The 23903-nt window shown below is 67.7% G+C and carries 22 protein-coding genes; 16 read left to right on the top strand and 6 right to left on the bottom strand.

What is annotated here, in order from left to right; all coding sequences use genetic code 11:
- The first annotated feature begins 13 nt into the window (after window positions 1-13).
- From rplQ to ASG64_RS01805, 3 genes are all read left to right on the top strand, one after another.
- Complete coding sequence (gene rplQ, locus ASG64_RS01815; RefSeq protein ID WP_042574675.1) at window positions 14-601, top strand: 50S ribosomal protein L17; 588 nt, start codon at window positions 14-16, stop codon at window positions 599-601.
- 62 nt (window positions 602-663) lie between these two features.
- Window positions 664-1503, top strand: a complete 840-nt coding sequence (truA, locus tag ASG64_RS01810) for a tRNA pseudouridine(38-40) synthase TruA (RefSeq protein WP_056072474.1) — start codon at window positions 664-666, stop codon at window positions 1501-1503.
- A 10-nt stretch (window positions 1504-1513) separates the two neighbouring features.
- Window positions 1514-2023 carry an NADPH-dependent FMN reductase gene (locus ASG64_RS01805; RefSeq protein WP_056069481.1) on the top strand — a complete coding sequence of 170 codons (510 nt, stop codon included), beginning with the start codon at window positions 1514-1516 and terminating at the stop codon, window positions 2021-2023.
- On the opposite strand, the gene ASG64_RS01800 is transcribed toward ASG64_RS01805, so the two are convergent.
- On the bottom strand, window positions 2008-3621 hold the full coding sequence (locus ASG64_RS01800; protein WP_235579676.1) for a type VII secretion protein EccE: 1614 nt from the start codon (window positions 3619-3621) through the stop codon (window positions 2008-2010). The genes ASG64_RS01805 and ASG64_RS01800 overlap by 16 nt on opposite strands.
- Window positions 3622-3737: 116 nt before the next feature.
- Between ASG64_RS01800 and eccB the strand changes: the two genes are divergently transcribed.
- Window positions 3738-5141: a type VII secretion protein EccB gene (gene eccB / locus ASG64_RS01795; protein WP_056069477.1), complete on the top strand. Its 1404-nt coding sequence runs from the start codon at window positions 3738-3740 to the stop codon at window positions 5139-5141.
- On the opposite strand, the gene mycP is transcribed toward eccB, so the two are convergent.
- Window positions 5126-6445, bottom strand: a complete 1320-nt coding sequence (mycP, locus tag ASG64_RS01790; RefSeq protein ID WP_056069476.1) for a type VII secretion-associated serine protease mycosin — start codon at window positions 6443-6445, stop codon at window positions 5126-5128. The two genes, eccB and mycP, sit on opposite strands and share 16 nt — an antisense overlap.
- Window positions 6442-7935 carry a type VII secretion integral membrane protein EccD gene (gene eccD, locus ASG64_RS01785; RefSeq protein WP_082517970.1) on the bottom strand — a complete coding sequence of 498 codons (1494 nt, stop codon included), beginning with the start codon at window positions 7933-7935 and terminating at the stop codon, window positions 6442-6444. Before eccD ends, mycP begins: the two co-directional genes overlap by 4 nt.
- Before the next feature lie 274 nt (window positions 7936-8209).
- Between eccD and eccCa the strand changes: the two genes are divergently transcribed.
- The 8 genes from eccCa (at window position 8210) to glmM (ending at window position 17426) form a co-directional block, all read left to right on the top strand.
- A complete protein-coding gene (gene eccCa, locus ASG64_RS01780) occupies window positions 8210-12121 on the top strand; it encodes a type VII secretion protein EccCa (RefSeq protein ID WP_056072471.1) in 3912 nt (1303 codons plus the stop codon).
- Window positions 12118-13620 carry a type VII secretion-associated protein gene (locus ASG64_RS01775; RefSeq protein ID WP_056069471.1) on the top strand — a complete coding sequence of 501 codons (1503 nt, stop codon included), beginning with the start codon at window positions 12118-12120 and terminating at the stop codon, window positions 13618-13620. Before eccCa ends, ASG64_RS01775 begins: the two co-directional genes overlap by 4 nt.
- A 114-nt stretch (window positions 13621-13734) precedes the next feature.
- Complete coding sequence (locus tag ASG64_RS01770) at window positions 13735-14037, top strand: WXG100 family type VII secretion target (protein WP_162245354.1); 303 nt, start codon at window positions 13735-13737, stop codon at window positions 14035-14037.
- 35 nt (window positions 14038-14072) lie between these two features.
- Window positions 14073-14351 carry a WXG100 family type VII secretion target gene (locus ASG64_RS01765; protein WP_052493247.1) on the top strand — a complete coding sequence of 93 codons (279 nt, stop codon included), beginning with the start codon at window positions 14073-14075 and terminating at the stop codon, window positions 14349-14351.
- Between the two features lie 88 nt (window positions 14352-14439).
- On the top strand, window positions 14440-14817 hold the full coding sequence (locus tag ASG64_RS01760) for a TraR/DksA family transcriptional regulator (RefSeq protein WP_056072469.1): 378 nt from the start codon (window positions 14440-14442) through the stop codon (window positions 14815-14817).
- A 184-nt stretch (window positions 14818-15001) separates the two neighbouring features.
- On the top strand, window positions 15002-15445 hold the full coding sequence (gene rplM, locus ASG64_RS01755) for a 50S ribosomal protein L13 (protein WP_042574668.1): 444 nt from the start codon (window positions 15002-15004) through the stop codon (window positions 15443-15445).
- Window positions 15442-15978: a 30S ribosomal protein S9 gene (rpsI, locus tag ASG64_RS01750; RefSeq protein WP_052493241.1), complete on the top strand. Its 537-nt coding sequence runs from the start codon at window positions 15442-15444 to the stop codon at window positions 15976-15978. The genes rplM and rpsI overlap by 4 nt, the downstream gene beginning before the upstream one ends.
- Before the next feature lie 110 nt (window positions 15979-16088).
- Window positions 16089-17426, top strand: coding sequence for a phosphoglucosamine mutase (gene glmM / locus ASG64_RS01745; RefSeq protein WP_056069464.1), 1338 nt, complete (start codon window positions 16089-16091; stop codon window positions 17424-17426).
- 4 nt (window positions 17427-17430) lie between these two features.
- Here the strand turns inward: glmM and ASG64_RS01740 are convergent, their stop codons facing one another.
- Window positions 17431-18471, bottom strand: a complete 1041-nt coding sequence (locus ASG64_RS01740) for an LLM class F420-dependent oxidoreductase (protein ID WP_056069462.1) — start codon at window positions 18469-18471, stop codon at window positions 17431-17433.
- 155 nt (window positions 18472-18626) lie between these two features.
- On the opposite strand from ASG64_RS01740, the gene ASG64_RS01735 reads away from it, so the two are divergent.
- Genes ASG64_RS01735 through ASG64_RS01725 form a run of 3 tightly spaced genes read left to right on the top strand, consistent with a single transcriptional unit; the run spans window position 18627 to window position 20718 of the window.
- A complete protein-coding gene (locus ASG64_RS01735; protein WP_156388233.1) occupies window positions 18627-18935 on the top strand; it encodes a hypothetical protein in 309 nt (102 codons plus the stop codon).
- Entirely contained in the window at window positions 18932-20479 is a 1548-nt protein-coding gene (locus tag ASG64_RS01730) for a hypothetical protein (RefSeq protein ID WP_062575796.1), read from the top strand. The genes ASG64_RS01735 and ASG64_RS01730 overlap by 4 nt, the downstream gene beginning before the upstream one ends.
- Window positions 20476-20718 carry a hypothetical protein gene (locus ASG64_RS01725; RefSeq protein ID WP_056069453.1) on the top strand — a complete coding sequence of 81 codons (243 nt, stop codon included), beginning with the start codon at window positions 20476-20478 and terminating at the stop codon, window positions 20716-20718. The genes ASG64_RS01730 and ASG64_RS01725 overlap by 4 nt, the downstream gene beginning before the upstream one ends.
- Here the strand turns inward: ASG64_RS01725 and ASG64_RS01720 are convergent.
- On the bottom strand, window positions 20691-21557 hold the full coding sequence (locus ASG64_RS01720; protein ID WP_235579455.1) for a dienelactone hydrolase family protein: 867 nt from the start codon (window positions 21555-21557) through the stop codon (window positions 20691-20693). The genes ASG64_RS01725 and ASG64_RS01720 overlap by 28 nt on opposite strands.
- Window positions 21558-21624: 67 nt before the next feature.
- On the opposite strand from ASG64_RS01720, the gene glmS reads away from it, so the two are divergent.
- Window positions 21625-23487: a glutamine--fructose-6-phosphate transaminase (isomerizing) gene (gene glmS, locus ASG64_RS01715; protein WP_042574661.1), complete on the top strand. Its 1863-nt coding sequence runs from the start codon at window positions 21625-21627 to the stop codon at window positions 23485-23487.
- Window positions 23488-23491: 4 nt separating this feature from the next.
- Here the strand turns inward: glmS and ASG64_RS01710 are convergent, their stop codons facing one another.
- Entirely contained in the window at window positions 23492-23854 is a 363-nt protein-coding gene (locus tag ASG64_RS01710; RefSeq protein WP_042574725.1) for a cupredoxin domain-containing protein, read from the bottom strand.
- Between the last annotated feature and the right edge of the window lie 49 nt (window positions 23855-23903).

Genomic DNA, 23903 nt, shown 5'->3' with positions numbered 1-23903 from the left:
AGGAGATATTGACATGCCCAAGCCCACCAAGGGTCGCCGTCTCGGCGGATCGGCGTCGCACCAGAAGGCGATTCTCGCCAACCTGGCCACGGCGCTGTTCGAGCACGGACGGATCACCACCACGGAGTCGAAGGCCAAGCGCCTTCGCCCCTACGCCGAGAAGATCATCACGCACGCGAAGGCCGGCTCGCTGGCTCACCGTCGTGAGGTCATGAAGGACATCCGCAACAAGGACGTCGTTCACACTCTGTTCGCAGAGATCGGCCCGCACTTCGCCGAGCGCGCAGGCGGCTACACCCGCATCATCAAGACCGTCCCCCGCAAGGGTGACAACGCTCCTCAGGCCATCATCGAGCTCGTTCGCGAGCAGACGGTGTCCAACGAGGCGGACCGTGCTCGTCGTGTCCAGGCATCGCAGGCCGCGCCTGCCGCCACGAACGACGAGACCGCCGCTGACGAGGCTGCATCCGATCAGAACGTCGTCGAGGCCGTCGAGGCCGAGGCAACCGACGCTCAGGTCGCGAATGCAGACGCCGTCATCGAGGGTGTCGAGGCAGAGGACGCTCACGCGGCCAACGCCGATGAGGCAGACAAGAAGTAAGAGTGTCCACTACGGACTCCCTGGACGAGCCCGCCACCCTCACCGGTGGCGGGCTCGTTCGTTTGCGTCTCGACATCGCCTACGACGGAACGAACTTCGCCGGATGGGCGCGACAACGCGACCAGCGGACCGTGTGCGGGGTGCTCGAGGAGCGGCTGACCGCGATCTTCGGGGTGCCTCTCGAACTCACGGTCGCCGGACGGACCGACGCCGGCGTGCACGCCGAGGGCCAGGTCGCCCACGTCGACGTCTCGCGAGAAGCGTTGCGACGCATAGATCCTCGTAATCCGGACCGTACGCCGGACCTGTCCCTGCTGGTACGGCGGTTGGCGCGGTTCCTGCCGGCGGACGTGCGCGTCATGGCGGTGTCCGAGGCGTCCACACACTTCGACGCTCGCTTCTCCGCGCTGCGGCGCCATTACGAGTACCGGTTGTCCACAGCCCCTTTCGGGGTGTCGCCGCTCCGCGCGGGATCCGTGGTGCCGTGGACCCGCGCACTCGACGTGGCCGCGATGCAGGAGTCGTCCGCCGTCCTACTGGGGCTGCACGACTTCGTGGCGTTCTGCAAACGCCGTGACGGCGCCACCACCGTGCGCGAGCTGCAGCGGTTCGAGTGGGTCCGGAACGGTGACGATCTCACGGCCTTCGTCAGCGCCGACGCATTCTGCTGGTCGATGGTGCGGTCTCTGGTCGGGGCGATGCTGGCGGTGGGTGAGGGACGGCGTGACGTCGCCTGGGTACGCGGCCTGTTGTCCAGCGATTCCAGGTCCAGCTCGATCACCGTGGCCCCTGCTCACGGATTGTCTCTGGTACGCGTCGACTACCCGGCGGAGGATCGGCTGGCCGAACGGAACGCGACGACGCGAGCGACGCGGTCGATGCCCGGCGGCTGCTGCGGTTAATCTCGGCGGTATGGCACCAGTTCTCGGCGTGATCATCGGCAGTGTCCGCGAGGGGCGAATCGGCCCGACCGTCGCGGCGTGGTTCGTCCGGCAGGCCGTCGCCGACGGCCGGTTCGAGGTGAGGGTCCAAGATCTTCGGGACGACGACGGCGGTTTCACACAGTGGGTCGGGGAGAGCGACGCGTTCGTGTTGGTGACGCCCGAGTACAACCACGGGTACTCCGCGGCGCTGAAGGGTGCCCTCGACTCGGTGAAGTACGAATGGCGCGGCAAGCCTGTGGGTTTCGTGTCCTACGGCGGTTCGGCCGGGGGAGCGAGAGCTGTGGAACAGTTGCGACAGGTCGTCGCCGAACTGCACATGGCGTCCGTGCGAGACGCACCGCTGTTCGCGCGCGTGAAGAAGGCCTTCGACGAGAACGGCGACACGACTGACGGAGCTGCCGTGGACGCCGCCGCTCGCATGATCGACCAACTGTGGTGGTGGCGTCGGGGCGACGCGTCGACCTACCCGGGTGCGTGACTTCGCTGACGGATAGTCGTTCGCGGACGGCCGATGGCTTCCGTTTCCGCGGCAGTGGTCACCAGGCGTAGAGCGATACTCCGGTGCCCGATGGTGACGACGACATGATCGCCGCTGGAGTCCGCCTGGTCGATCTCGATGTCCGCGTCGCCGGATCGTCGGTCGGTATCGACGTGGAGGACAGTGGAACCGGTGGGAACGGGCCGGACGGAGGGATGGTCCGCGACGACGAGGTCCGCGTCGTGACCCTGCGAGGATTCGACCGCGACCACGCTCAGCGTTCCGGAGTCCGCCACCGACGCAGCAAGATGACGCCATGCGTGGTGACGATCGGTGACGACGACGACGGTCGCACCGATGGCCACTGCGCGGAAGACGATCTGATGCACCAGGTACAACTCCGCCCGCACCCTGATCGACCGAACGGCAGGCCCGTAGACGCGCATGGCGACCGCTGATCCGTGTCCGTCGACACCGAGGATCTGACCGCAACCCGCGACAGGAAAGACCAGCGGGTCCAGGGCATTCGGATCGACACTGCTCGTCGGGAGGGCGATACGCGCCGTCGACGGAAGGATTGCGTCGAAGCCTCGATGCTGCTCCCCGTCCAGCGTCGCCGACCCTGTGACGTCCCGCTCGACAGGGACCGCGGCGCACTGACCGTACGAGCCGACTGTCGACACTGCGTCGCCGTCGGCGCGCGTCGTGACCGACATGGCGGTGACGGATGCATCGCGGTCGAAGACATCGTCGACGATCGAGTTGGTCCACAGATTCGGGCGCAATCGCCGGGAGGTCCATGCCGTCCCGCCGAGCGTGGCCGCCCGCCACGTGGTGCGCACATGGCGACGAGGTGTGCCCGAGGAGACGAACAGGTCCGCATCGGCGATGGCGTCGGCCGTCAGAAGCGTGGCCTCGATCCCCAGCGTGCCGAGGATGTGCTGCAGGCGGGACATGTGACGCGTCAACACCGTTGCGCCACCGCTCACTCCGCCTCCGCGTCGACTTATCCCGGACGCGCCGTCGTGGACATCCATCGAGAGCGACAACCACGTTCGGCGATGTGACACCGATGCCAGTGTTCCCGCCATCGACGAATACGCGTCGGACGCGCGACGGCCTCGAACCGGACGTGATCCCACAGTCGTCACCCCCAGGACTATCGGCGCCTTCGTTCGGCTCACACTGTCCGACAGAACACGGAACGGGACCGAGACGTCCGAGACGATTCCTTCCCCGCCCACAGTGGTCCAGCCGCCGATGCCGGTGACACCCAGCTCGGCGACGACGGACAGTTCGGACCCGTTCCACACGACGCCCGTCGGGAGTCCGCGCTGCTCGACAGTCACCAGGGTGCGCGCGTCGAGCGGCGACCTGCCGCGCCGCCGCAGGAGGTACCGAGCCGCGGCCGACAGGTATGCGGCCACGGTGCGGCCGTCGCGCGAGACGGAGAGAACTGCAGCGACGAACAGGGCGGATGCGATCGCCGCGACCGCGGAGCCCGCGAGGGCGACGAGCCCGCCGACCACGACAGCGATCGCCTGGATCGCCAGCACTGTCCGCGCCGAGTTCATCCCCGGGTAGCCGAATCGCATCATGACTCCGATCTCCTGCTCGATGTACTGTGCCTTGACGCGGCCCGTCTCCGATGGGTTCCGCATGCCGGCCGGGGGGCCGGGGCACGGTCACACGTGCTCTGTGGGCAGGGGGATCGATGGCAGCGACACCGACGACACGATGGCAGATCGGCGCACACCGCTTCTCCGTTCGACGGCTCGACCACGCTCTGGTTCTCGGCGACACCTCGATGCGGCACGACCCGATGCGGTCGTCGTCTCGGGCATCCATGGTGGGAATCGTTGTCGCGGTGTTGATCCTGGCCGGCTGCGGAATTCTGGCGTTCATCAGGCCGGCCACGAAGATCGGTGACGCGTCCATCGTCATGAGCAAGGACGACGGTGCATTGTTCGTCGTCGAGGACGACGTCCTGCATCCTGCTTTCAATCTCGCGTCCGCCCGGCTCTTCGTCGGTGCAGCCGACGATCCGGTAGCCGTCGACGCGCGCGAGATCGCCTCCAAGGCACGGGGACCGGCGATCGGAATAGGCGGAGCACCTCAGACCCTGCCCGTCGGATCCGAGCTGATGGTGTGGTCGGTGTGCGAGTTCCGAAGCACCGATGGCAGCGGTGGAACCACGGACGTGTCCATAGTTCCCCTCGGTTCGTCGGGGGAACCCGGCCGCCGAGCCTTCGAGTCCGACGACGCTGTGCTGTGGGCACGCGACGGGGTCGACTATCTCGTGTACGACGGTGTCCGGGCACAGGTGGACCTGCGCGACACGGCGGTCACTCGCGCGCTGGGCCTGGACGATGCGATACCCGTCCGAGTCGGTGCCGGGCTGTTCGATGCAGTTCCGGAGGTCCCTCGGATCACAGCCCCGGTCATCACCGACGCGGGAAGTACGGCGCCGTATCCCACCGGGGGCCGGCCCGTCGGGTCGGTGGTGACGGTCGACCTCGGTGACCGTAGCCAGCACTACGTCATTCTCTCGGACGGGATCCAGGCAATCGGGCCGGCGAGTGCCCAACTGCTCAGATTCGCCGACTCCGCCGGTCGGGTGGGCGTCGACGCGGTTCCGCCGGATGTGATCGCGCGCGCTCCGAGGAGCGCGACGCCTCTGGCCATCGGTACATTTCCGGACCGCCCGCCGAGATTGATCGACGCGACATCCTCCACGTGCGTCGAATGGAGCGCCGCCGGAGTGGGCTCGGATTCCGGTGCAACCGTTGTTCTGACCACGGGGGAGCCGACAGACAGGACGACGGCAGTGATGCTCGGGACCGCCGACGGCGCCGGCGACGGACTGGACACGGTGACAGTCGCTCCCGGGACGGGGGTGTACGCCGTGAGTACCGGGATGGCAGTCGACGACGTGCGGCGAGATTTCCGGTTCTACGTGGCCGACACCGGTGTGCGGTTCGGTGTTCCCGACGACGACGACGCGGCGGCGTTGGGACTGGGTGAGCCGGTGACCGCCCCGTGGCCGATCCTGGAACTTCTCCCGGCCGGACCCGCTCTGGCACGCAGTGATGCGCGAACTACTCACGACGGTTCTTGACGTCGAAAAGCGCTGCGCAGGAAACACAGTGACGCAAGTGCGAGGATCACACCCGCGGAACCGACGAGGGCGACCGTCGCGTCGCTGCGGTCCTCGGGCGGTGTCGTCACGCGTGCGTCCAATCGCGTCGCCGGTCGGTTCTCCGGTTCGTCCTCCGCGGTGCCGGTGACGGCGGCAACCGGGTCGAGGCTGCCGAAACCGACAGCCGAATCCCACCCACCCGCCGGCGCGTGGGCGGTGCGAACGATACGTGCGATGACCTCTCGGGCGGACATGTCCGGGTAGCGAGATCGAACGAGGGCCGCCGTGGCCGATACGAACGGCGTCGCGAAGCTGGTTCCGGTGAAGGGACTGAAGCGCCCTTCCTCATCCAGGGTGCCGTCGGCCAAGCCCTCACCGGTCGGGCTGAGGGAGGTGACGTCGGTGCCCGGTGCAGCGATGTCCACCCATGGCCCGGCGAGGCTGAAGGCCGAGGGTGTGCCGTCCGCATCGAGTGAGCCGACCGTGAGGACGTAGTCGTCGAATCGGGCCGGCGATGCGGTGGTTCTCGTTGCGGGGGAGTCCCGGCCGGCCTGTCCGCGCATCGTGTCGTTCTGATCGCGACACCGACTGCCGTCCAAATTGCCTGCCGCGACGACGATCACGGCGTCCTTGACCACGGCCGCGTACTCGATGGCGTCGGCCAGGGCGTCGTCACCGAGCGGCGTGCCCACCGGAGCGCACGCCACCTCCGAGATGTTGATGACACCCGCCCCCGCGTCCACCGCTGCTCTCACCGCCAGCGCCATCGAATCGACGTCCCCGTAGCCGGATGACGTCGACCCGTCGTCGCGGGTCTCACGCTCTGCGGAGACGGCCGAGAAAGCACTGCTCGACTGTCGGATGGTCAGGATGTCGGCGTCGGGCGCGCCGCCGACGAACCCGGATCCCGGCGACGGTCGCGCTGCTATGAGTCCGGCCACGACGGTGCCGTGCGCGTCGCAGTCGGTCGAACCGTCACCGTCCGAGACGAAGTCGCCACCCGCTATCGCGCCGGGAAGCAACGGATGTCGGGCGACGCCGGTGTCGATGACGGCAACGGTCTGACCGGCGCCCCGTGTCAGGCCCCAGACGTCGGAGAATCTCAGCGACTGTTCTGCCGGGGACACGACCGTGCTCGGCGCGACGACCGACACCGCGGCACAGTCGGTTCGCTGTTCCGTCGGTTCCTCGGGGTCCGCCGCCGACATCGTGACGGACGATGCGCGGAGGACGAGAAATGCGAGGACGGCCACGACGATCGACAGTCGTACGCGGCCGGTCACAATCCTCGAACCGCCGAGAAGGCTCCGACGATCAGGCAGGCCAGGGGAACCACCGAAGCGACCGCGGCAAGTTCCGCGAACTCTGCCGTTCGACGGACGACCGGTGAGAAGCGGCGAGTCGGAACGACTACTCCCATCAGCACCGCGGCAATCGGAAGGACAGTCATGGTCGTCGACCACCACGGCCAGAGGTCCGGCCGCAGGATCGACCCGATCGCGGCGATCACGAGCAGAACCGTGACGCCGGATGCAAGGGCGACCGCGCTCCGCGCCCTGTCGGGTTGCGACCGTCCGCGACAGCACAGTACCGACGCGACAACGACCGCGAAGGCCAGACGCGCTCCGTCCACGGAGTCGGTGAGATCCTGCGTGGCGACGACGACGGCTCCGACTGCGGCGACCGCCGTCACGCCGCTGGTGTAACCCGTCAGGTACTGCTGCGCCGTCCGCGCACGTGCCGCGACCACCGGCACATCCGTGGCCGCCGAGTCGAGTTCGGCGGCACGAACCGCGGGCGACGGCCGGGTAGGAGACGACCTGCGGCCGACGGCATCGATGCCGGGCCCGGCGTCGCCGAGGGGGACCGGAGTCAGTCGGATACCTGCGCGGGCCGCGGACACGCGAGGGGTCCAGTGCACAGCGAGAAGGCAGACAGTGCAGGTGACAGCCGCTATGGAGACAGGGTGGATGTCGCTCAGTGCGGCAACGGCGGCAGTGACGCACCCCAGCATCGTCACCGTCGTGATCGCCGTGAAGAGTGCGCGACCGCTCTCGCCGGCGAACATCGACGTCATGACCGAGACACCGGCGGCGAGCGCGAATGCCAGCACCGAGTCGGCTATCGGATCGTCACCCGGCACGAGTGCCGCGCCCGCGCCGGCAGCAGTGACGCACGCGCCCAGTCGCAAACCGGTGACGATCGCCGGCGATACCGAGGTGGCGCTCGAACAGACGCCTGCGATGACGGCAGTCACGGCCGCGAGCACCACGGCCGACAGGCCCGCCCCCGCACCGGCCGCACCGAACACCGTCCAGGACGCCACCGCCAAGGCCCCCGCGACCACCAGGGCAGCCGCCGTGGTCGAGTCGGACGGCGACCACGAACGGGTGGCGCCCAACGCCGCGACCGCGTCGCCGACATCGTCGAAGACCGGAGCCGACACGGTCGTGCGGGTACAGAGAACCAGCGAATCACCGTCGTGGATCTCGTTGTCCAGCAACGACGATCTCATCTCGAGCGGCTCACCGAGGACGGTGAAGAAGACGATGTCATCACCCGTCAGGGTCTCGCCCCGTGCGCCGCCGATCAGCGCGGACAGTGCCGGAAGCAGTGCCACCAGCGCCAGTCCCGCCGGCACGCTCACGTCCACCTCGACGTCGTCGGACACCACGGTCACGCGCAGCATCCCTGCCCCGATGCGTCGTACTCCGACGTCGCCTGTCGCCGAATCGTGTCCGCCCCCGGGCACGCCTGCTGTCACTGTCGTCATCGAAAGTCCCCCCGAACCCTCCGAACCCACAACCGCAGCTTCCGCCGCGGCTCGTCCGAGCACTATAGGTCAGACCCGTGACAGCGCCCCGGGCCACGACGTCGGTGAACGGTTCATCCACAGCCTCCGGTCCACTCCCTGTCCGATGTCGGCAGTCGCGGTTACGGTCTGACACGACTCGCCGAACGGGGCGGCGGGCCGTGGGGGGAGTGACGTGGTTGTCGAGACGAGCAGGGACGGCGCAGTCGTCGATGTCCGTACGGTTCACCGGCGGGTGCAGAGATCGGATGCACCACGCGTGCCGTCCGGAGTCGTGGAGATCGAGGCACCTCCCGAGATTCCTCGTGTGGTTCCGGGGAATCCGCTGCTCAAGATGCTTCCGCTCGTGATGGTCGTGGCCATGGTCGGAATGGTGGCATTGCTGGTCACGTCCGGTGCGGCCGCCAATCCGATGATGTTGCTGTTCCCCGCCATGATGGTGGTGTCGATGCTCGGGATGTTCGCCGGCGGTGGACGCGGCGGCGGTCCCCGGGCAGCAGAGCTCGACGAGTCGCGCAAGGACTACCTGACGTATCTGTCCGAGCTCCGGCGCAAGGTGCGGGCGACAGGCCAGGCCCAGAGTGCCTCGTTGGCGTGGACACACCCCGATCCGTCCACCTTGTGGACTCTCGTGGGTACGACGCGGATGTGGGAGCGCCGCGCTGCAGACGACGACTTCGTACACGTCCGCGTCGGAGTGGGTGACCAGCGACTGGCGACAAGACTCGTCTCGCCCGACACCGGGCCGCAGGACGGGCTCGAGCCCGTCTCGGCGTCCTCGCTGAGATCGTTCGTCCGCAACCACTCGATCGTCCGGAACCTGCCCACCGCGGTATCGCTGCGTGCGTTCTCCTGTGTCCGGTTCGAGGGCGACGACGAGTCTTCACGTGCGCTCCTGCGGTCGATGATGCTGCAGGCGTGTCTCTTTCACGGACCGGACGACGTAGCTGTGGTCGTGATCGTCGGTCCGGACGCGATCACCGAGTGGGACTGGGTCAAATGGCTTCCCCATCACCGGAACCCGGCCGGGGACGACGGTGCAGGTGCCCGCCGATCGACGTACCGGACGGTGGCCGATGCGTCGGTCGACGTGGACGCTCTCCTGCACGGTCATGTGCTGGTGGTCGTCGACGGCACGGTGCCCGATGCGGCCGAGCTGACATCGATTCGTCGCGCGGAGTCGACGACGGTGTTCGATCTCGGCGGGTTCGTTCCTCCGACGTCGGACGAGAGAACGCTGGTCCTCGTGCTTCAGGACGGTGCTCTGGGAGCTCACGGCCGCGCCGGTGTCGAGATGTTCGGACTCGCCGACGGCGTGGATCCGATAACCGCCGCGACGGTCGCCCGCACTCTCGCTCGATACCGCACGTCGTCGGACAACGGTCGGACGGATGCGGCGGCACCGGTGTACGACAGGTGGGAGCGACTTCCCGGCATGTCGGAACCGGGATCCTTCGATCCGGCGACGTCGTGGGCCGAGCATTCCGGAAGGGCGCGCCTGCGCGTTCCTTTCGGCACCGACGAGCACGGACGCGTCGTGGAACTCGACCTGAAGGAGTCCGCCGAAGGCGGAATGGGCCCCCATGGTCTGTGCATCGGCGCCACTGGGTCAGGAAAGTCCGAGCTGCTCAGAACTGTCGTGCTGGGGCTCCTCGCGACCCATTCACCCAGTGAGCTCAACGTCGTCCTCGTCGACTTCAAAGGTGGGGCAACGTTTCTCGGACTCGACTCGGCGCCGCATGTCGCCGCGGTGATCACCAACCTGTCCGAGGAAGCAGGAATGGTCGAGAGGATGCGGGACGCCCTTGCGGGCGAGATGAACCGCCGGCAGGAGTTGCTGCGATCGGCCGGGAACTTCGCGAACGTGTCCGACTACACCAGAGCCCGCCTCTCCGGCGCACCGCTGGCTCCGCTGCCCGCACTCTTCGTGGTGGTCGACGAGTTCTCCGAACTACTCAGTCGTTTCCCGGAATTCGCGGATCTCTTCGTCGCGATCGGGCGGCTCGGACGGTCGTTGCACATTCACCTCCTCTTGGCCAGTCAACGCCTCGACGAGGGGCGCCTGAGGGGACTCGACAGCCACCTTTCCTACCGGATCGGACTGAAGACGTTCTCCGCCGCCGAGTCCCGTTCGGTGCTGGGCGTACCCGACGCGCACCACCTGACGGGTGGTCCGGGTGCGGGGTATCTCAAGACGGACTCCAGCGATCTGGTGCGGTTCACCGCGTCCTACGTGTCCGGACCGTGTGCACACGGTGGTCCGCTGGGTGATTCCCGTGGTGCGGCAGTGTCCACGTCCGGCGCGAGCGCGGCCGCCGGGATTCGTCTGTTCACGGCAGTTCCGGTGGCGCACGACGATATTGCCCCGGCTGTGCTTCTCGAGGTGCCCGAGCAGCGTTCCGGTCACGAGGCGCCGACCGTGCTGTCGGCCGTTGTCGCGGGGATGGTCGGACACGGTACGGCTGCCCATCAGGTGTGGCTCCCGCCTCTGGACGATCCGATCGCGCTGGGCAGCGTCGTCGTGCCGTTCGAGCCGGTGTCGCCGACGTCGCTTCGCGTTCCCTTCGCGGTCGTCGATCGCCCCTACGATCAGCGTCGAGACACCCTCGCGCTCGATCTGACCGGCGCTGCCGGCCACGTCGCGATCGTCGGCGGACCGCACTCCGGGAAATCGACTGCGGTCTGCACACTCGTTCTGTCCCTGGCCCTTCGCTACTCGCCGTCCGACGTGCAGATCCACTGCCTCGACTTCGGCGGGGGATCGGTCGGTCGTCTGCGTGAGCTTCCCCATGTGGGATCCGTCGCGACCAGATCGGACACCGACACCGTCCGCAGAATCGTCGCCGACGTCGCCGCGACCCTGCGTCGGCGCGAGACGTTGTTCCGGGAGCGCGCTATCGGGTCGATGGCCGAGGTGCGGCGAGGACGAGCAACCTCCAGCGCCGACGTGACGGCTCCGGCGATGCCTGACGTTCCGGACCTGATTCTGGTGATCGACGGGTGGCAGACCATCCGTGCGGAGTTCGAATCGCTCGAGCCGGCGTTGCAGACGATCGTCTCCACGGGATTGTCGTACGGAGTCCACGTGGTGATCGCGGCGAGCAGATGGGCCGAGATACGCCCCGCGATCAAGGATGCGGTGACCACTCGAGTGGAACTCCGCATGGGTGACCCGTCGGACTCCGACATCGGACGCGCACGAGCCGCCGGTGTCCCCGAAGGTCGGCCCGGTCGGGGAATGACTCGTGAGGGTCTGCATCTTCTCGTGGCGTTGCCGCGGATCGACCGGGTGGGAGACAGCGCCGGCGGAACCGGCTCCGCGATCGCCGACGTGGCGCGTCACTGGGCGCACGTGTCGCCGGCACCGACTGTGCAGTTGCTTCCGCGCCTACTGGCGCGGGGTGATCTCCTCGCCGCGATGCCGTCATGGCCTCCCGCGTCGTCGACGTCGTTCACCGCCACGGTGCCTGTCGGCGTGGACGAGGACGATCTGGCTCCCGTTCTTCTGAACCTCGACGAGAATCCCCACTTCATCGTTCTCGGGGACGGTCGATGCGGGAAGACGACACTGCTTCGAACCGTGTGCGCCGGGCTCGTCGACGCGAACGACGCCTCATCCCTTCGTATCCTGATGATCGACTACCGCCGAACCCTTCTCGGTGACATCCCCGACGACCGGCTCGCCGGACACGCGTCGTCCGGCGAACAGGCCACCGCGATGGTGGCGGAACTGAGTACGTATCTCAGGCTCAGACTTCCCGGTCCCGACACCACACGCGAACAGCTGACGGCGCGGTCCTGGTGGACCGGGCCCGACATCGTGGTCATCGTCGACGACTACGACCTGGTGGTGACGCCCCACGGCAATCCGCTGAGCGAGCTGCTGGACCTGCTGTCCCGAGCACGAGACATCGGACTGCACGTCATCGTCGCCAGACGCTCCGGCGGTGCCGCGCGCGCGATGTACGAGCCAGTGTTGGCGCGTCTGCGCGACCTGGCGTCGCCGGGCATCGTCATGAGCGGGAACAGGGAGGAAGGTGTGTTGCTCGGGACGGCCCGGCCCACCGAACTGCCCACCGGCAGAGGGGTACTCACCGGACGCGGAACAGCCACGCTCGTGCAGACCGCCCTGACGGTGTCGGCGTGACGTCGGCGGTGGGAGTGCTGATCACGCGAGATGCCGTTCTGTGCTCGTGGTCGGGGGTCGTCTCGGCGACACCTGTCCTGCTCGCTCGACACGACGGTGTCGTACTCCACGGAGCGTCCGCTGTCCCGGTGTTGAATCCAGCGGACGCAGTCGGCACACTCGATGTCTTCCGGCACATCGACGACGAGCGGATTGCTCTTGCCGGTGGCGACGACGTCCGGACCGTCGATGTCCTCTCCGGCCTCGTCGACGACGCCGTCCGTCATGCCGGCGTCCCGAGCGGGGAGTGCGATCTGGTGGTGGTGCATCCACCGCACTGGGGCCCGGTCCGCCGGGACGTGCTCACGGTGTCCGCGCGGCCGCATGCGCGAGACGTGCTTCTCGTATCGTCCGCGGTCGTCGCATGTGATGCAGCACAATCACTTCGGCCGTGTTCGTGCGATGCGCAGTGCCGCGTCGTCGTCGTGGACAGGGCTCCTCGTCGGACGACGGTGTCCACTGTCGTGACCTCGTCGGCGGGTCCGGATGTCGTCGCGTGTGTGTTGGTGGACGCGACGGTTCCGGTCACGGAGGACATCGCCGTGGCGACGGGGATCGGGTCCGCGATCGACGAGGCCGGTGCCGTGACGAGTGTCTGTCGCGTGATCGTCCACGGTGAATCGGACGCGGTGTCCCTTCGCGATATCGAGTCGCTGACATCAGTGCCGGTCGTCGCTCTCGACGACGGGGATCTCGCCACTGCCATCGTGCCGTGCGTGCAGCCGGTGTCGAACACTCGCACGGTAGTCGACGACATGTCCGTCGTGACCCCGCTTCCACCCGTGCGTTCGGGAGCGTGGCTGGCGGAACGGACGGCCGCGATGCAGCCGACGCGGCGATTCACCGACAGGCGTGTCCTTGTCGGTGTCGCGGTGTCTCTCGCTGTGATGGCCTGCATCGCGGTGGCGACAGCGGTGTCCACACGGGGTGCCGACGATTTTCGAACGAGCAACGTTGCCGAGATGGTGGATGCCGTGCCCACCGTTCGCGCGGGCTCGGCTACATCCGGGCCACCCGTCACATCGACGGAAGCGTCGCCTCCGGGGCGCGAATTTCGTTCCGCCGGTCTGACTCTCACCGTGCCGACCGGGTGGCACGTCGAACCGGGCACCGAGAGAGTGCTGCTGAAGCCCGATGTCGCGGCGGGGATGCGGATCGTGCTGGTCACGCGGGAACTCGCGGTGGGCCTGGGCGTGGACGACGTCGCGGCCACGGTGAGTGCACGCATGGCCTCACAGGACCCGAGCAGCACGTTGGACGGCCTCACTCGAGGACCGGATGTGTCGCGGCACCCCGCACTCGTCTATTCGGAGAACGCATCCGACGGCTCCACGGTGGACTGGACGGTGATCGTCTCGCCAGGTGAGCAGACGAGCGTCGGGTGTCAGGCGGCCGCATCGAGCGAGGACGCGATGAGCGCTCTGTGCGCGGAGGTGCTGACGTCGATCGACCTCGAGTGACGAGTCGAGATTCGGAGGAACCGTTCGGTCTCGCGTGACGTCGAAGTAGGTGCAGGGGAAGTGCCGACATCAGGCTCGGCACACATCGAGGGGGTATCGAAGAACATGTCGCAGATGAAGACCACCGTCGAGACGATGCAGGTCACCGCCGGGAAAGTCGACCAGCTCACGCTCGAGATCAAGTCGCTGCTCGACCAACTGCGCGGCGACGTCCAAGCAGTGGGGGGCAGCTGGGAGGGAGCTGCCGCGGTTGCGTTCCAGAGCGTGATGAACAGCTGGGACACCAGCGCGAACAAGCTCCAACTCGCTCTCGGCTCCATCGGAGACGCGATCAAGTCCAGCGGGACGGCGTACGGCGCGGCGGACGACGACAACACGCGTTCGGTGACCGCCGCCGGCGGATCACTCAACCTCTGACCGACCCACACGATCGACGGAAAGGATCTATGACCATGAGGTACGTATTCGGAGCGATCGATCAGGTCACCGGCCAGATCAACGCGAAGCAGGCAACGTTGAACAGCAAGCTGGACGAGTTGCGTCACGTGATCTCGCCGCTCGTCGCGGACTGGGAAGGTGCGGCGTCGGAGTCCTATCAGGACAAGCAGCGGCAGTGGGACTCGGCGGCGCTCGAGCTGAACCAGGTCCTCGAATCGGTAGGACGTGCGGTCGGCCAGGGTAATGCCGACATGCAGGCCCGTGAGGCGGCCAATCGGGGGATGTTCGCCTGACGTGAAGGAGGGCGTGGCGGGGAACCGGGGTGTGGGGGGTGTCCGGTTCTCCGCTACGTCCTGCGTTCGGAGGATGATGGAGGTCGACATGACCGATCCGCCGTACGCCCAGCCCGCCGACAAGGCACGTGCACGCGCGCGTGTCGCAGCCGAACGCGCCGCGACCGAGGCGCGCATCGTCTCGCTCGCGCGTCAGCACCAGACCATCGTCGAGGGATCTCGGTGGACCACCGACGACGACGAACACGACCCCGAGGGCTCGACCATCGCCTTCGAGCGCGCCGCCATCGCGTCCATGTCGCGGGAAGCTCGCGACGAACTCCGCGAGCTCGACGACGCGGAGCTGCGCGTCGAGCGGGGAACCTACGGAGTGTGTGAAGTGTGTGGGGGAGCCATCGCGGAGGCGCGGCTGGACGCGCTGCCGACGGCGCGGCGGTGCATCGACTGCACCTCTCGTCGACGGTGACCGTTCAGGGTTCGACCTAGGGGTTTTGACCTGCCAGTACGTGGGCCGGTAAGGTACACCGTTGGCGTTCGGTACATCGAGTCGTCACGTTCGACCGATACCGGTACCTCGGGTCTCCACTGGCCGCCGAGGATGCCGACCACGCGCCTGGCCAGCACCATCAGCGATGAGACAAGGAAGTTCTGTGTCCACGTACAGCCAAAAGGCCGGGGATATCACCCGGACCTGGCACGTGATCGACGCCACCGACGTCGTTCTCGGCCGCCTTGCCGTCCAGGCAGCAACTTTGCTGCGCGGCAAGCACAAGCCCACCTATTCACCCAACCTCGACGGCGGAGACTTCGTCATCGTCATCAACGCTGAGAAGGTCGCGATCAGCGGCAACAAGCGTACCGACAAGTTCCACTACCACCACTCGGGCTTCCCGGGTGGCCTCCGTGCGCGCAGCATCGGTGAGGTTCTGGACAAGAACCCCGACCGCGTCGTGGAGAAGGCCATCAAGGGCATGATCCCCAAGACCAAGCTGGGCAACGCCATCGCCGGCAAGCTCAAGGTCTACGCAGGCCCCGATCACCCCCACACGGCTCAGCAGCCCGTTCCGTACGAGATCAAGCAGGTGTCCCAGTGACCGCGCCCGAAGAGAACGTCGTGACCGAAACGGCCGAGGAGAACGTCCCGGCCGAAACCGTCGAGATCGCCGACGAGTTCGTCTCCGTCGAGGAGCCCGAGGTCGTTGCCGACATCGAAGCCGCAGCACGTCCGGCCATCTACATCGACCGCCCCGTCACCACGGTCGGTCGTCGTAAGGAAGCCGTCGTCCGCGTCCGCATGACCCCCGGTTCCGGTGACTTCAAGCTCAACGGCCGCACCCTCGAGGATTACTTCCCCAACAAGGTGCACCAGCAGCTCATCAAGTCTCCGTTCGTCACCGTCGAGCGCGCTGACGGTTTCGACATCACCGCCCTCCTGCACGGTGGCGGCCCGTCCGGACAGGCCGGCGCGCTGCGTCTGGCCATCGCCCGTGCCCTCATCGAGGTCACCCCGGACGATCGCCCCGCCCTCAAGAAGGCCGGCTTCCTCACGCGTGACCCGCGTGCCGTGGAGCGCAAGAAGTACGGCCTGAAGAAGGCCCGTAAGGCATCGCAGTACTCGAAGCGCTGACACCAGCTCTTCTGTTCCGAAGCAGGCGCTCCGGCCGGTCGTGAGGACCGCCGCGGGCGCCTGCTTCGTGTCACCTGCATCTGCACCACCGCTCGAAAGAGGTACGCGTCATGACTCGCTTGTTCGGAACCGACGGGGTTCGGGGACTGGCCAACGAGGAGGTGACCGCGGACCTAGCACTGCGGCTCGGCCGCGCTGCCGCAACTGTTCTCGGTGACAACGCCGACGAGACTCCCACGAGGCCCGTAGCGGTCGTGGGTCGCGATCCACGCGCCAGCGGCGAGATGCTGGAAGCCGCCATCGTCGCGGGACTGTCCTCCGCCGGAGTCGACGTCCTGACGGTCGGGGTCGTGCCCACTCCCGCCCTGGCCTACCTCACCGACGCGTACGACGCCGCACTCGGCGTCATGATCTCGGCGTCCCACAACGCCATGCCGGACAACGGCATCAAGTTCTTCGCCGCCGGCGGCCACAAGCTGGACGACGCCCAGGAAGACCGCATCGAGGCGCTCCTCGATGCGCCTCCGGGAGGGCCCGTCGGGGCCGCCATCGGACGCGTGCGTACCGCCCCCGATGCGTTGTCCCGCTACGAGGACCACCTCGCCAAGATCGTCACCCGACGCCTCGACGGCATCACCGTCGTCGTCGACTGTGCGCACGGTGCCGCGTCCACCGCAGCCCCCGATGCCTATCGGGCCGCCGGAGCCACGGTGATCGCCATCAACGCCGACCCGAACGGCCTCAACATCAACGACGGGTGCGGGTCCACCCACCTCGACGTCCTGCAGAAGGCTGTCGCCGAGCACGGCGCCGATCTCGGTCTCGCACACGACGGCGACGCCGACCGGTGTCTCGCCGTCGACGCCTCCGGAGCCGTCGTGGACGGAGACGCGATCATGGCGATTCTCGCGCTCGCGATGAAGGACGCCGGTGAGCTGCCCGCTGACACACTCGTGGCCACCGTCATGAGCAATCTGGGACTGCACATCGCGATGCGCGAGGCAGGAATCACGCTGCGTACCACCGCAGTCGGCGATCGCTACGTCCTGGAGGAATTGCGAGCAGGCCAGTACGGACTGGGCGGAGAGCAGTCCGGACACATCGTGCTCCCGGCCTTCGGAACCACGGGTGACGGGGTGCTGACCGGCCTGCAGATCATGGCCCGGATGGCGGAGACGGGGCGGACTCTGACGGAGTTGGCGTCCGTCATGCGGACGTTGCCTCAGGTGCTCGTCAACGTGCCCGTCGTCGACAAGTCGGCATCGACGACTGCCGGCGCCGTCGTGGACGCCGTCAGAACCGCCCAGGACGAACTGGGCCAGGACGGCCGCGTGTTGCTGCGCCCCTCCGGCACCGAACAGCTGGTGCGGGTGATGGTGGAAGCCGGTACGGCCGAGACGGCCCGTCGACTGGCCGACCACATCGCGGACGTGGTCGGCGCAGTCTGACGCATCAGCCGATCAGAGCCTTGAGCTGCTCGACCTGCGACACACGACCCGCGGTGTCGGCAGCGATGGGATGGATGTTCAGGGTGGTGACACCGGCTGCGTCGAACGCCGCCAAGCGTTCCTTGACGTAGCTCTCGGTGCCGATCAGAGAGATCGCGCGCACCAACTCGTCGGGCACGGCAGCGGTGGCCTCGTCCTTCTTGCCCGCCAGGTACAGGTCCTGGATCTTCTCCGCCTCTTCCTCGTAGCCGTAGCGGACGGCGAGGTCGTTGTAGAAGTTCTTGCCCTTGGCGCCCATGCCGCCGATGTACAGCGAGAGCTGCGGCTTGATGAAGGGCAGATACTGATCGGCGTCGTCGCCGATCGCCACGACCGGGCTCGCGAAGACGTCGAGCTCACCGAGCGACGGATCGCGCTTCGCCTTGCCGGCGGCGAGGGACTCACCCCACACGGACTCGGCCTTCTCCGGGTGGAAGAAGATGGGCTCCCAGCCCTGCGCCAGTTCAGCGGTAAGCGCGACATTCTTCGGGCCGAGTGAGGCGATGACGATCGGAATCTCCGCGCGCACAGGGTGATTGATGAGCTTGAGCGGCTTGCCGAGCCCGGTGCCCTGATCGGCGGGCAGCGGGATCTGGTAGTACTTGCCCTCGAACTGCACCTTCTCGCGGCGCCACACCTGGCGGCAGATCTCGATGATCTCGCGGGTGCGGCCCAGCGGGGCGTCGTACTTCACGCCGTGGAATCCCTCGATGACCTGGGGGCCGGAGGCTCCGATGCCCATCACGAACCGGCCACCCGACACGTAGTCCAGGCCGGCCGCGGTCATGGCCAGCAGCGACGGGGTGCGGGTGTAGATCTGGAAGATGCCCGACGCCAGCTGGATCGTGGACGTCTTGGCTGCGAGGAAGCCGATCTGGCTGACTGCGTCGAACGAGTACGCCTCCGGAACGAAGACGATGTCCATTCCTGCATTCTCGAGTGCGCCGACCTCCTCGACCGTTTCGCTGAAGCCGCCCGAATAGTTCAGCTGCATCCCGATTCGCATGAGTCTCCCTGGTGCTAGAGGTGTGTGTTACTCGCCTGTGGAATCGGACGTTACCGTCCGGTCGGCGTCCACTGTGGTGAGGGCCGCTGTTCGGAGGGAACTGCCCACTCGACCCGTGCGTCCAAGAGGGGGAGCACAGCTGGAGGGGGTGGGCGATGAGTACGGAAACAACACTGGACGCGCGGGCTGCAGGGGAGGCCGCATCGGAGCTCGAGCGCTCGTCCGACGATGTGGCACGGTGTGCCGATCGCCTGGACGGCCGCGCATTCGGTCCGGATACGGGCGGTCGGAACTACCGATCCTCGGCCGCCGACCTCGCGACAGGCCTGGGGCACCTGTCGGGCGCACTGCGTGCGTGGTCGCACGCGACGACGGAGACGTCGTCGTCGATCCGGTCGGCCGTCACAGCATCTGCGTCGGTGGACACCGCCACCGCCGGCGCGTTGCCCGGGGGCGTGAGATGACGGCGCCGACCTCGACCACGCGGACGGTGGAGGAATTGCTCGATGCGGGGGCCGTCGGACTGCGGTTCTTCGAGGTCTTCGTGCCACTCGCCGTGGCCGGCGGAGCTACCCTTCCCACCTCGTACCCGGCCTCGTGCGCGCGATACGACGAGCAACGGGGTCTCGATGCGGACCTGCTTCAATCCGACGCCGACCTGGTGCGCGCAGTGGCCGCGGACGCGCGCACGCAGTCCGGCCGTCATGCCGACGCGGCCGTCCAACTGGGGAACGCATGGCGGGGCAGTGGCTCCGACGCCGCGCTCGACCTGCTGGGTCGGCAGTCGACCAGGTCCGCAGCCGACGTCGACCTTCTCGACGCCGTGGCGTCGGCAATGGATACAGCGTCGGCAGGGCTGAGATCGGTGGTCGAGGACAAATCGATCACCACCGCGCATTTCTGGAGCCCGGAGGTCGGTGGGCGAGACGCGGCACTGGTCGCGGCGACCGTCGCGGGAGCCGGCGGTCACGTCGACGGTGCGACGGGCACCGTGGGACTGCTCTCGTCGCTGTTTCCCACACTGCAAGACGAACTCCTCGGAGCGACCTCGCAGGGCGAGGTTCAGAGCCGCATCGTCGAGCCGGTTGCTGCGCAGTGCCGGGCGTGGCTGGACACCGTCTTCGTGCCCGCGGTGACGGAACGCATCGCGGCGTTCGAGCAGATGTGTACGGCCACCGATACCGCCGTGACGGAGATCTACGCGGCCCTGACAGCTGCCCTGGGTGATGTGAACACCGAGCCCTATCCGACCAGCACCGGAATCATCGGTCCGGCCGACTGTGGTTGCCCGACAAGCACAGTCGACGAGCAAGATCCGGCAGGGACCGGCCCTGCGGCTGCCGCGCCCCAGCCGCCCGCCGCGCCCGTCGAAGCCGATCCTGTGCTAGGTGCCCCTGCAGCTTCGGGATCTCCGGCTTCCGATCCGTTGGGCGATCTCGTGCGTGGCGTCGTCTCGGCGCTCGTGTCGAGCGACGACTCGTCGGTAAGTTCATCGGCGCCGCCGACACTCCCGACGGCAATGGTCCCGCCGGGCTGTCCTGAGGACGGTCCGCCATCTGCACCGGCGACAGCAGCCGGTGAACTCGGACATCTCGAGGCGGAGTGGCAAGGACAGGGGATACGGGTCGCACTGACCGACGACGGGGCCCTCGACATCCGCCTCCTCGACCCCGATGCGCCCGTTACTGAAGCACCCGGTTCCGACGCGCCCGCGACCGAAACGCTGGACACCGCACCCGATACCGACACACCCGAAGCCCCAGTCGACGCCCCGGCGGAGACAGGAGAGGGGCCGACCCCCGACACGGTGGCACCGGAGCCGCCGATGAGCGCCGAACCGAGCACGGAACCACCTGCGGTCGCGGATGCCGGGGCCGACTGTGCGCCACCGGAGCTGGAACCGTCGTCGGCCGGTCCGCTTCCCGAGCCGCCGGCCGCCTCGGGTGGTGAGGCCGCGCTGGCCGACGAGCTGGCTCAGCCCGAGGCCGCCGAGGCGGGGCCGCTGTGAACGCGCGCAACAGTGCCGACATCATCGAGGCGATCGTCGCCGATCACCGCGTAGCGACGCGTCGAGTCCGCGAACGACTGGCGGAGGCCGACGAGCGGGCGCGTCGCCGCGCGGAGGTCGCAGCGACGCCGGACGGGCGACGCCCCGGCACCTTCCTCAGGTCGGCGAAGGAACCCGCTGCCGGCGACGACGCCCCGCGCGACGACCGGGTTCAGCGACCGGCGAGGTGGCTGAGCTGACGTAGCGCGCTGACCTTCTTGGGGGCATCCGCGGTGGGGGCATCGGGGTCGACGACCTCGGTGCCCTTGATCACGGCATCGGGATCGGAGAAGTCCTCGTAGGTGTCGTCACCTTCGAGTCGGTGCAGCAGGAACCCGGTGAGCAGTGCGCGCACCGATTTCCGCGTCTTCGGCTGCGCATTGCCGACGCCGAGGAAGCTCAGGAGCTTGCGACCCTCGACGATTCCGTCGCCTTCGGACTTGTCGATGATGCGCAGCAAGGTCTGTCCGGCCAGGGCGTCGGCCAGCGCGACCGGCTCCGCAGTCAGCGAGTTCAGCTCGGAGGGGCTGCCGAGGACGAGCGCGGGGGCCGTCACGCGACCGGCGATGTCCGGCGACAAGGCGCGCGGCGAGGTCGGAGCGGGGTACAGAGCGCCCAGCGCGGCGATGTCGGGGCGGCGAGACGCCGCGATGACGGCCACGCCGGCACCCATGGAGTGTCCGACCAATCCGAGCTTCGACGGGTTCACGCTGATGTCGCCGGTGCCGAGGCGGATTCCGGTGCACACGTCGAGCGAGACCAGCAGATCCTGAGCCAGTGCGCTGTGCGACGGAACCGGTCCGCGCTGCGTGTCGGGCGCCACGACGACGATGCCCCACGATGCGAGGTGCCTGAGTGTCGACTCGTAATGCACCGAGCCGGTCATCCACCCGTGGCCGAATGCGACGGCGGGCAGGCCCGAGCCTTCACTCGGTGTGTAGATCACACCCGGGAGCCCGGCGAGTGCGAGATCACCGCGCAACACGCGATGAGGACCGGTCTTGGTGAGGTCGGCGACCAGCTTCTGCGTCTTCGGCACAGCACTGACCGTAGTCGACCGGCCGGGCGGCAGGGGCACGGTCCGTCCCGAAGTAGGCTGTCGTCCCATGTGCGGAATCGTCGGGTACGTCGGACATCGTCGAGCGCTGCCGGTGGTGGTGGAGGCGCTGCGCCGGATGGAGTACCGCGGATACGACTCCGCGGGCATCGCCGTTCTGGACGGCGCGGGTGGCATGACGGTGGAACGCAAGGCCGGAAAACTGGCCAATCTCGAGGCCGAACTGGACGATCTGGGCCGCGACACCTTCGTCGGAACCAGCGGTATCGGCCACACGCGGTGGGCCACCCACGGGCGTCCGACGGACCGCAACGCACACCCGCATCGCGACCGCGCGAACCGTGTCGCCGTGGTTCACAACGGCATCATCGAGAACTTCGGACCGCTGCGGGCCGAGCTCGAGAACGCCGGTGTCGAGTTCGAGTCGGACACCGACACCGAGGTCGCTGTCCATCTCGTCGCCGCCGCGTACGACGCCGGCCCCACCGCAGGCGACTTCGTGCAGAGCGCACTGTCGGTCCTGCAGCGCCTCGAGGGCGCCTTCACATTGGTGTTCACCCACGTCGATCACCCCGGAACCATCGTCGCCGCGCGTCGCTCCACACCGTTGGTGGTCGGTGTGGGTGACGGTGAGATGTTCGTCGGTTCCGACGTCGCCGCCTTCATCGAGCACACCCGCGATGCCGTCGAACTGGGCCAGGACCAGGTGGTCGTCATCACCGCCGACGGCTACGACGTCATGAACTTCGACGGGACGCCGGCGCAGGGCCGCCCGTTCCGGATCGACTGGGACCTCGCCGCCGCCGAGAAGGGCGGTCACGACTACTTCATGCTCAAGGAGATCCAGGAGCAGCCGGCGGCCGTCGCGGACACGCTCCTCGGCCACTTCACCGACGGACGCATCGTGCTCGACGAGCAGCGGTTGTCGGATCAGGAACTGCGCGACGTCGACAAGGTGTTCGTCGTCGCGTGCGGCAGTGCGTACCACTCCGGACTCCTGGCCAAGTACGCCATCGAGCACTGGACGCGTCTGCCCGTCGAGGTCGAGCTGGCCAGCGAGTTCCGTTACCGCGATCCCGTCCTGGATCGCTCGACGCTGGTGGTCGCCATCTCGCAGTCCGGCGAAACCGCCGACACGTTGGAGGCGGTGCGGCACGCGAAGGAGCAGAAGGCCCGCGTTCTCGCGGTGTGCAACACCAACGGATCGCAGATCCCGCGTGAGGCCGACGCCGTTCTCTACACGCGTGCGGGACCGGAGATCGGTGTCGCGTCGACGAAGGCCTTCCTCGCGCAGGTGACCGCGAACTACCTGGTGGGTCTGGCTCTCGCTCAGGCGCGCGGAACCAAGTACCCCGACGAGGTCGCGCGCGAGTACGCCGATCTCGAGGCCATGCCCGCATTGGTGCAGAAGGTTCTCGAGACGGTCGAGCCGGTGCGCGCGCTCGCCCGCGAACTGGCGTCCTCGCCGACGGTGCTGTTCCTCGGACGCCACGTGGGATACCCGGTGGCGCTCGAAGGTGCGCTCAAGCTCAAGGAACTCGCGTACATGCACGCCGAGGGCTTCGCTGCGGGTGAGCTCAAGCACGGTCCGATCGCGCTGATCGAGGACGGCCTTCCGGTGATCATCGTGATGCCGTCTCCGAAGGGCCGAGCGGTGCTGCACTCGAAGATGCTCAGCAACATCCGCGAGATCCAGGCCCGCGGAGCCCGTACCGTCGTGATCGCCGAGGAGGGCGACGAGACAGTGCGTCCGTTCGCCGATCACCTCATCGAGATCCCGGCGGCGCCGTCACTGCTGCAGCCGTTGTTGTCGACGGTGCCGCTGCAGGTCTTCGCGGCGGAGGTGGCTCAGGCGCGCGGTTACGACGTCGACAAGCCTCGCAACCTGGCGAAGTCCGTCACCGTCGAGTAGACGACTACTTGACGATGACGGTGCCCGTCATGTTCGGGTGCACCGAGCAGAAGTACGGATAAGTTCCGGGGTCGTCGAACGTCTGACTGAACTGACCCGACGAGATCATCGGGCTGTGCAGCAACCGCGACGCCGCATCGATGCCGACCACGTTGTGCGCGACGCCGGTGTCGTCGAAGAACCACGTGACCGTGTCGCCGGGAGAGATGGTGACGCTCGCGGGGGAGTAGGCCATCGCGGCGACGGTCACCACGTTCGGTCCGGTCGGTCGTTCGGCGGTGGGAGCGTCCTCGGTGCACGACGTGAGCGACAGTGCCAGTGCGGCAGTGACTCCGATCGTCGCCGCGAGTGTTGTCAGGCGAGCCATGAATCCCACGGTAGACCTGCGGGGAATCGTGGCCGGTCGGCGCTACCGT

Origin of the sequence: Rhodococcus sp. Leaf247, assembly GCF_001426185.1 — a bacterium.
GTDB lineage: Bacteria > Actinomycetota > Actinomycetes > Mycobacteriales > Mycobacteriaceae > Rhodococcoides.
Note: the sequence above shows the minus strand (reverse complement) of the source record. Positions and strands in the feature narration are given on the sequence as shown.

Coding starts and splice junctions, on each gene's coding strand:
- rplQ (WP_042574675.1), top strand. CDS start 14: ATGCCCAAGCCCACCAAGGGTCGCCGTCTCGGCGGATCGGCGTCGCAC.
- ASG64_RS01805 (WP_056069481.1), top strand. CDS start 1,514: ATGGCACCAGTTCTCGGCGTGATCATCGGCAGTGTCCGCGAGGGGCGA.
- ASG64_RS01800 (WP_235579676.1), bottom strand. CDS start 3,621: ATGATGCGATTCGGCTACCCGGGGATGAACTCGGCGCGGACAGTGCTG.
- eccB (WP_056069477.1), top strand. CDS start 3,738: ATGGCAGCGACACCGACGACACGATGGCAGATCGGCGCACACCGCTTC.
- eccD (WP_082517970.1), bottom strand. CDS start 7,935: ATGACGACAGTGACAGCAGGCGTGCCCGGGGGCGGACACGATTCGGCG.
- ASG64_RS01770 (WP_162245354.1), top strand. CDS start 13,735: ATGAAGACCACCGTCGAGACGATGCAGGTCACCGCCGGGAAAGTCGAC.
- ASG64_RS01765 (WP_052493247.1), top strand. CDS start 14,073: ATGAGGTACGTATTCGGAGCGATCGATCAGGTCACCGGCCAGATCAAC.
- ASG64_RS01760 (WP_056072469.1), top strand. CDS start 14,440: ATGACCGATCCGCCGTACGCCCAGCCCGCCGACAAGGCACGTGCACGC.
- glmM (WP_056069464.1), top strand. CDS start 16,089: ATGACTCGCTTGTTCGGAACCGACGGGGTTCGGGGACTGGCCAACGAG.
- ASG64_RS01740 (WP_056069462.1), bottom strand. CDS start 18,471: ATGCGAATCGGGATGCAGCTGAACTATTCGGGCGGCTTCAGCGAAACG.
- ASG64_RS01735 (WP_156388233.1), top strand. CDS start 18,627: ATGAGTACGGAAACAACACTGGACGCGCGGGCTGCAGGGGAGGCCGCA.
- ASG64_RS01730 (WP_062575796.1), top strand. CDS start 18,932: ATGACGGCGCCGACCTCGACCACGCGGACGGTGGAGGAATTGCTCGAT.
- glmS (WP_042574661.1), top strand. CDS start 21,625: ATGTGCGGAATCGTCGGGTACGTCGGACATCGTCGAGCGCTGCCGGTG.
- ASG64_RS01710 (WP_042574725.1), bottom strand. CDS start 23,854: ATGGCTCGCCTGACAACACTCGCGGCGACGATCGGAGTCACTGCCGCA.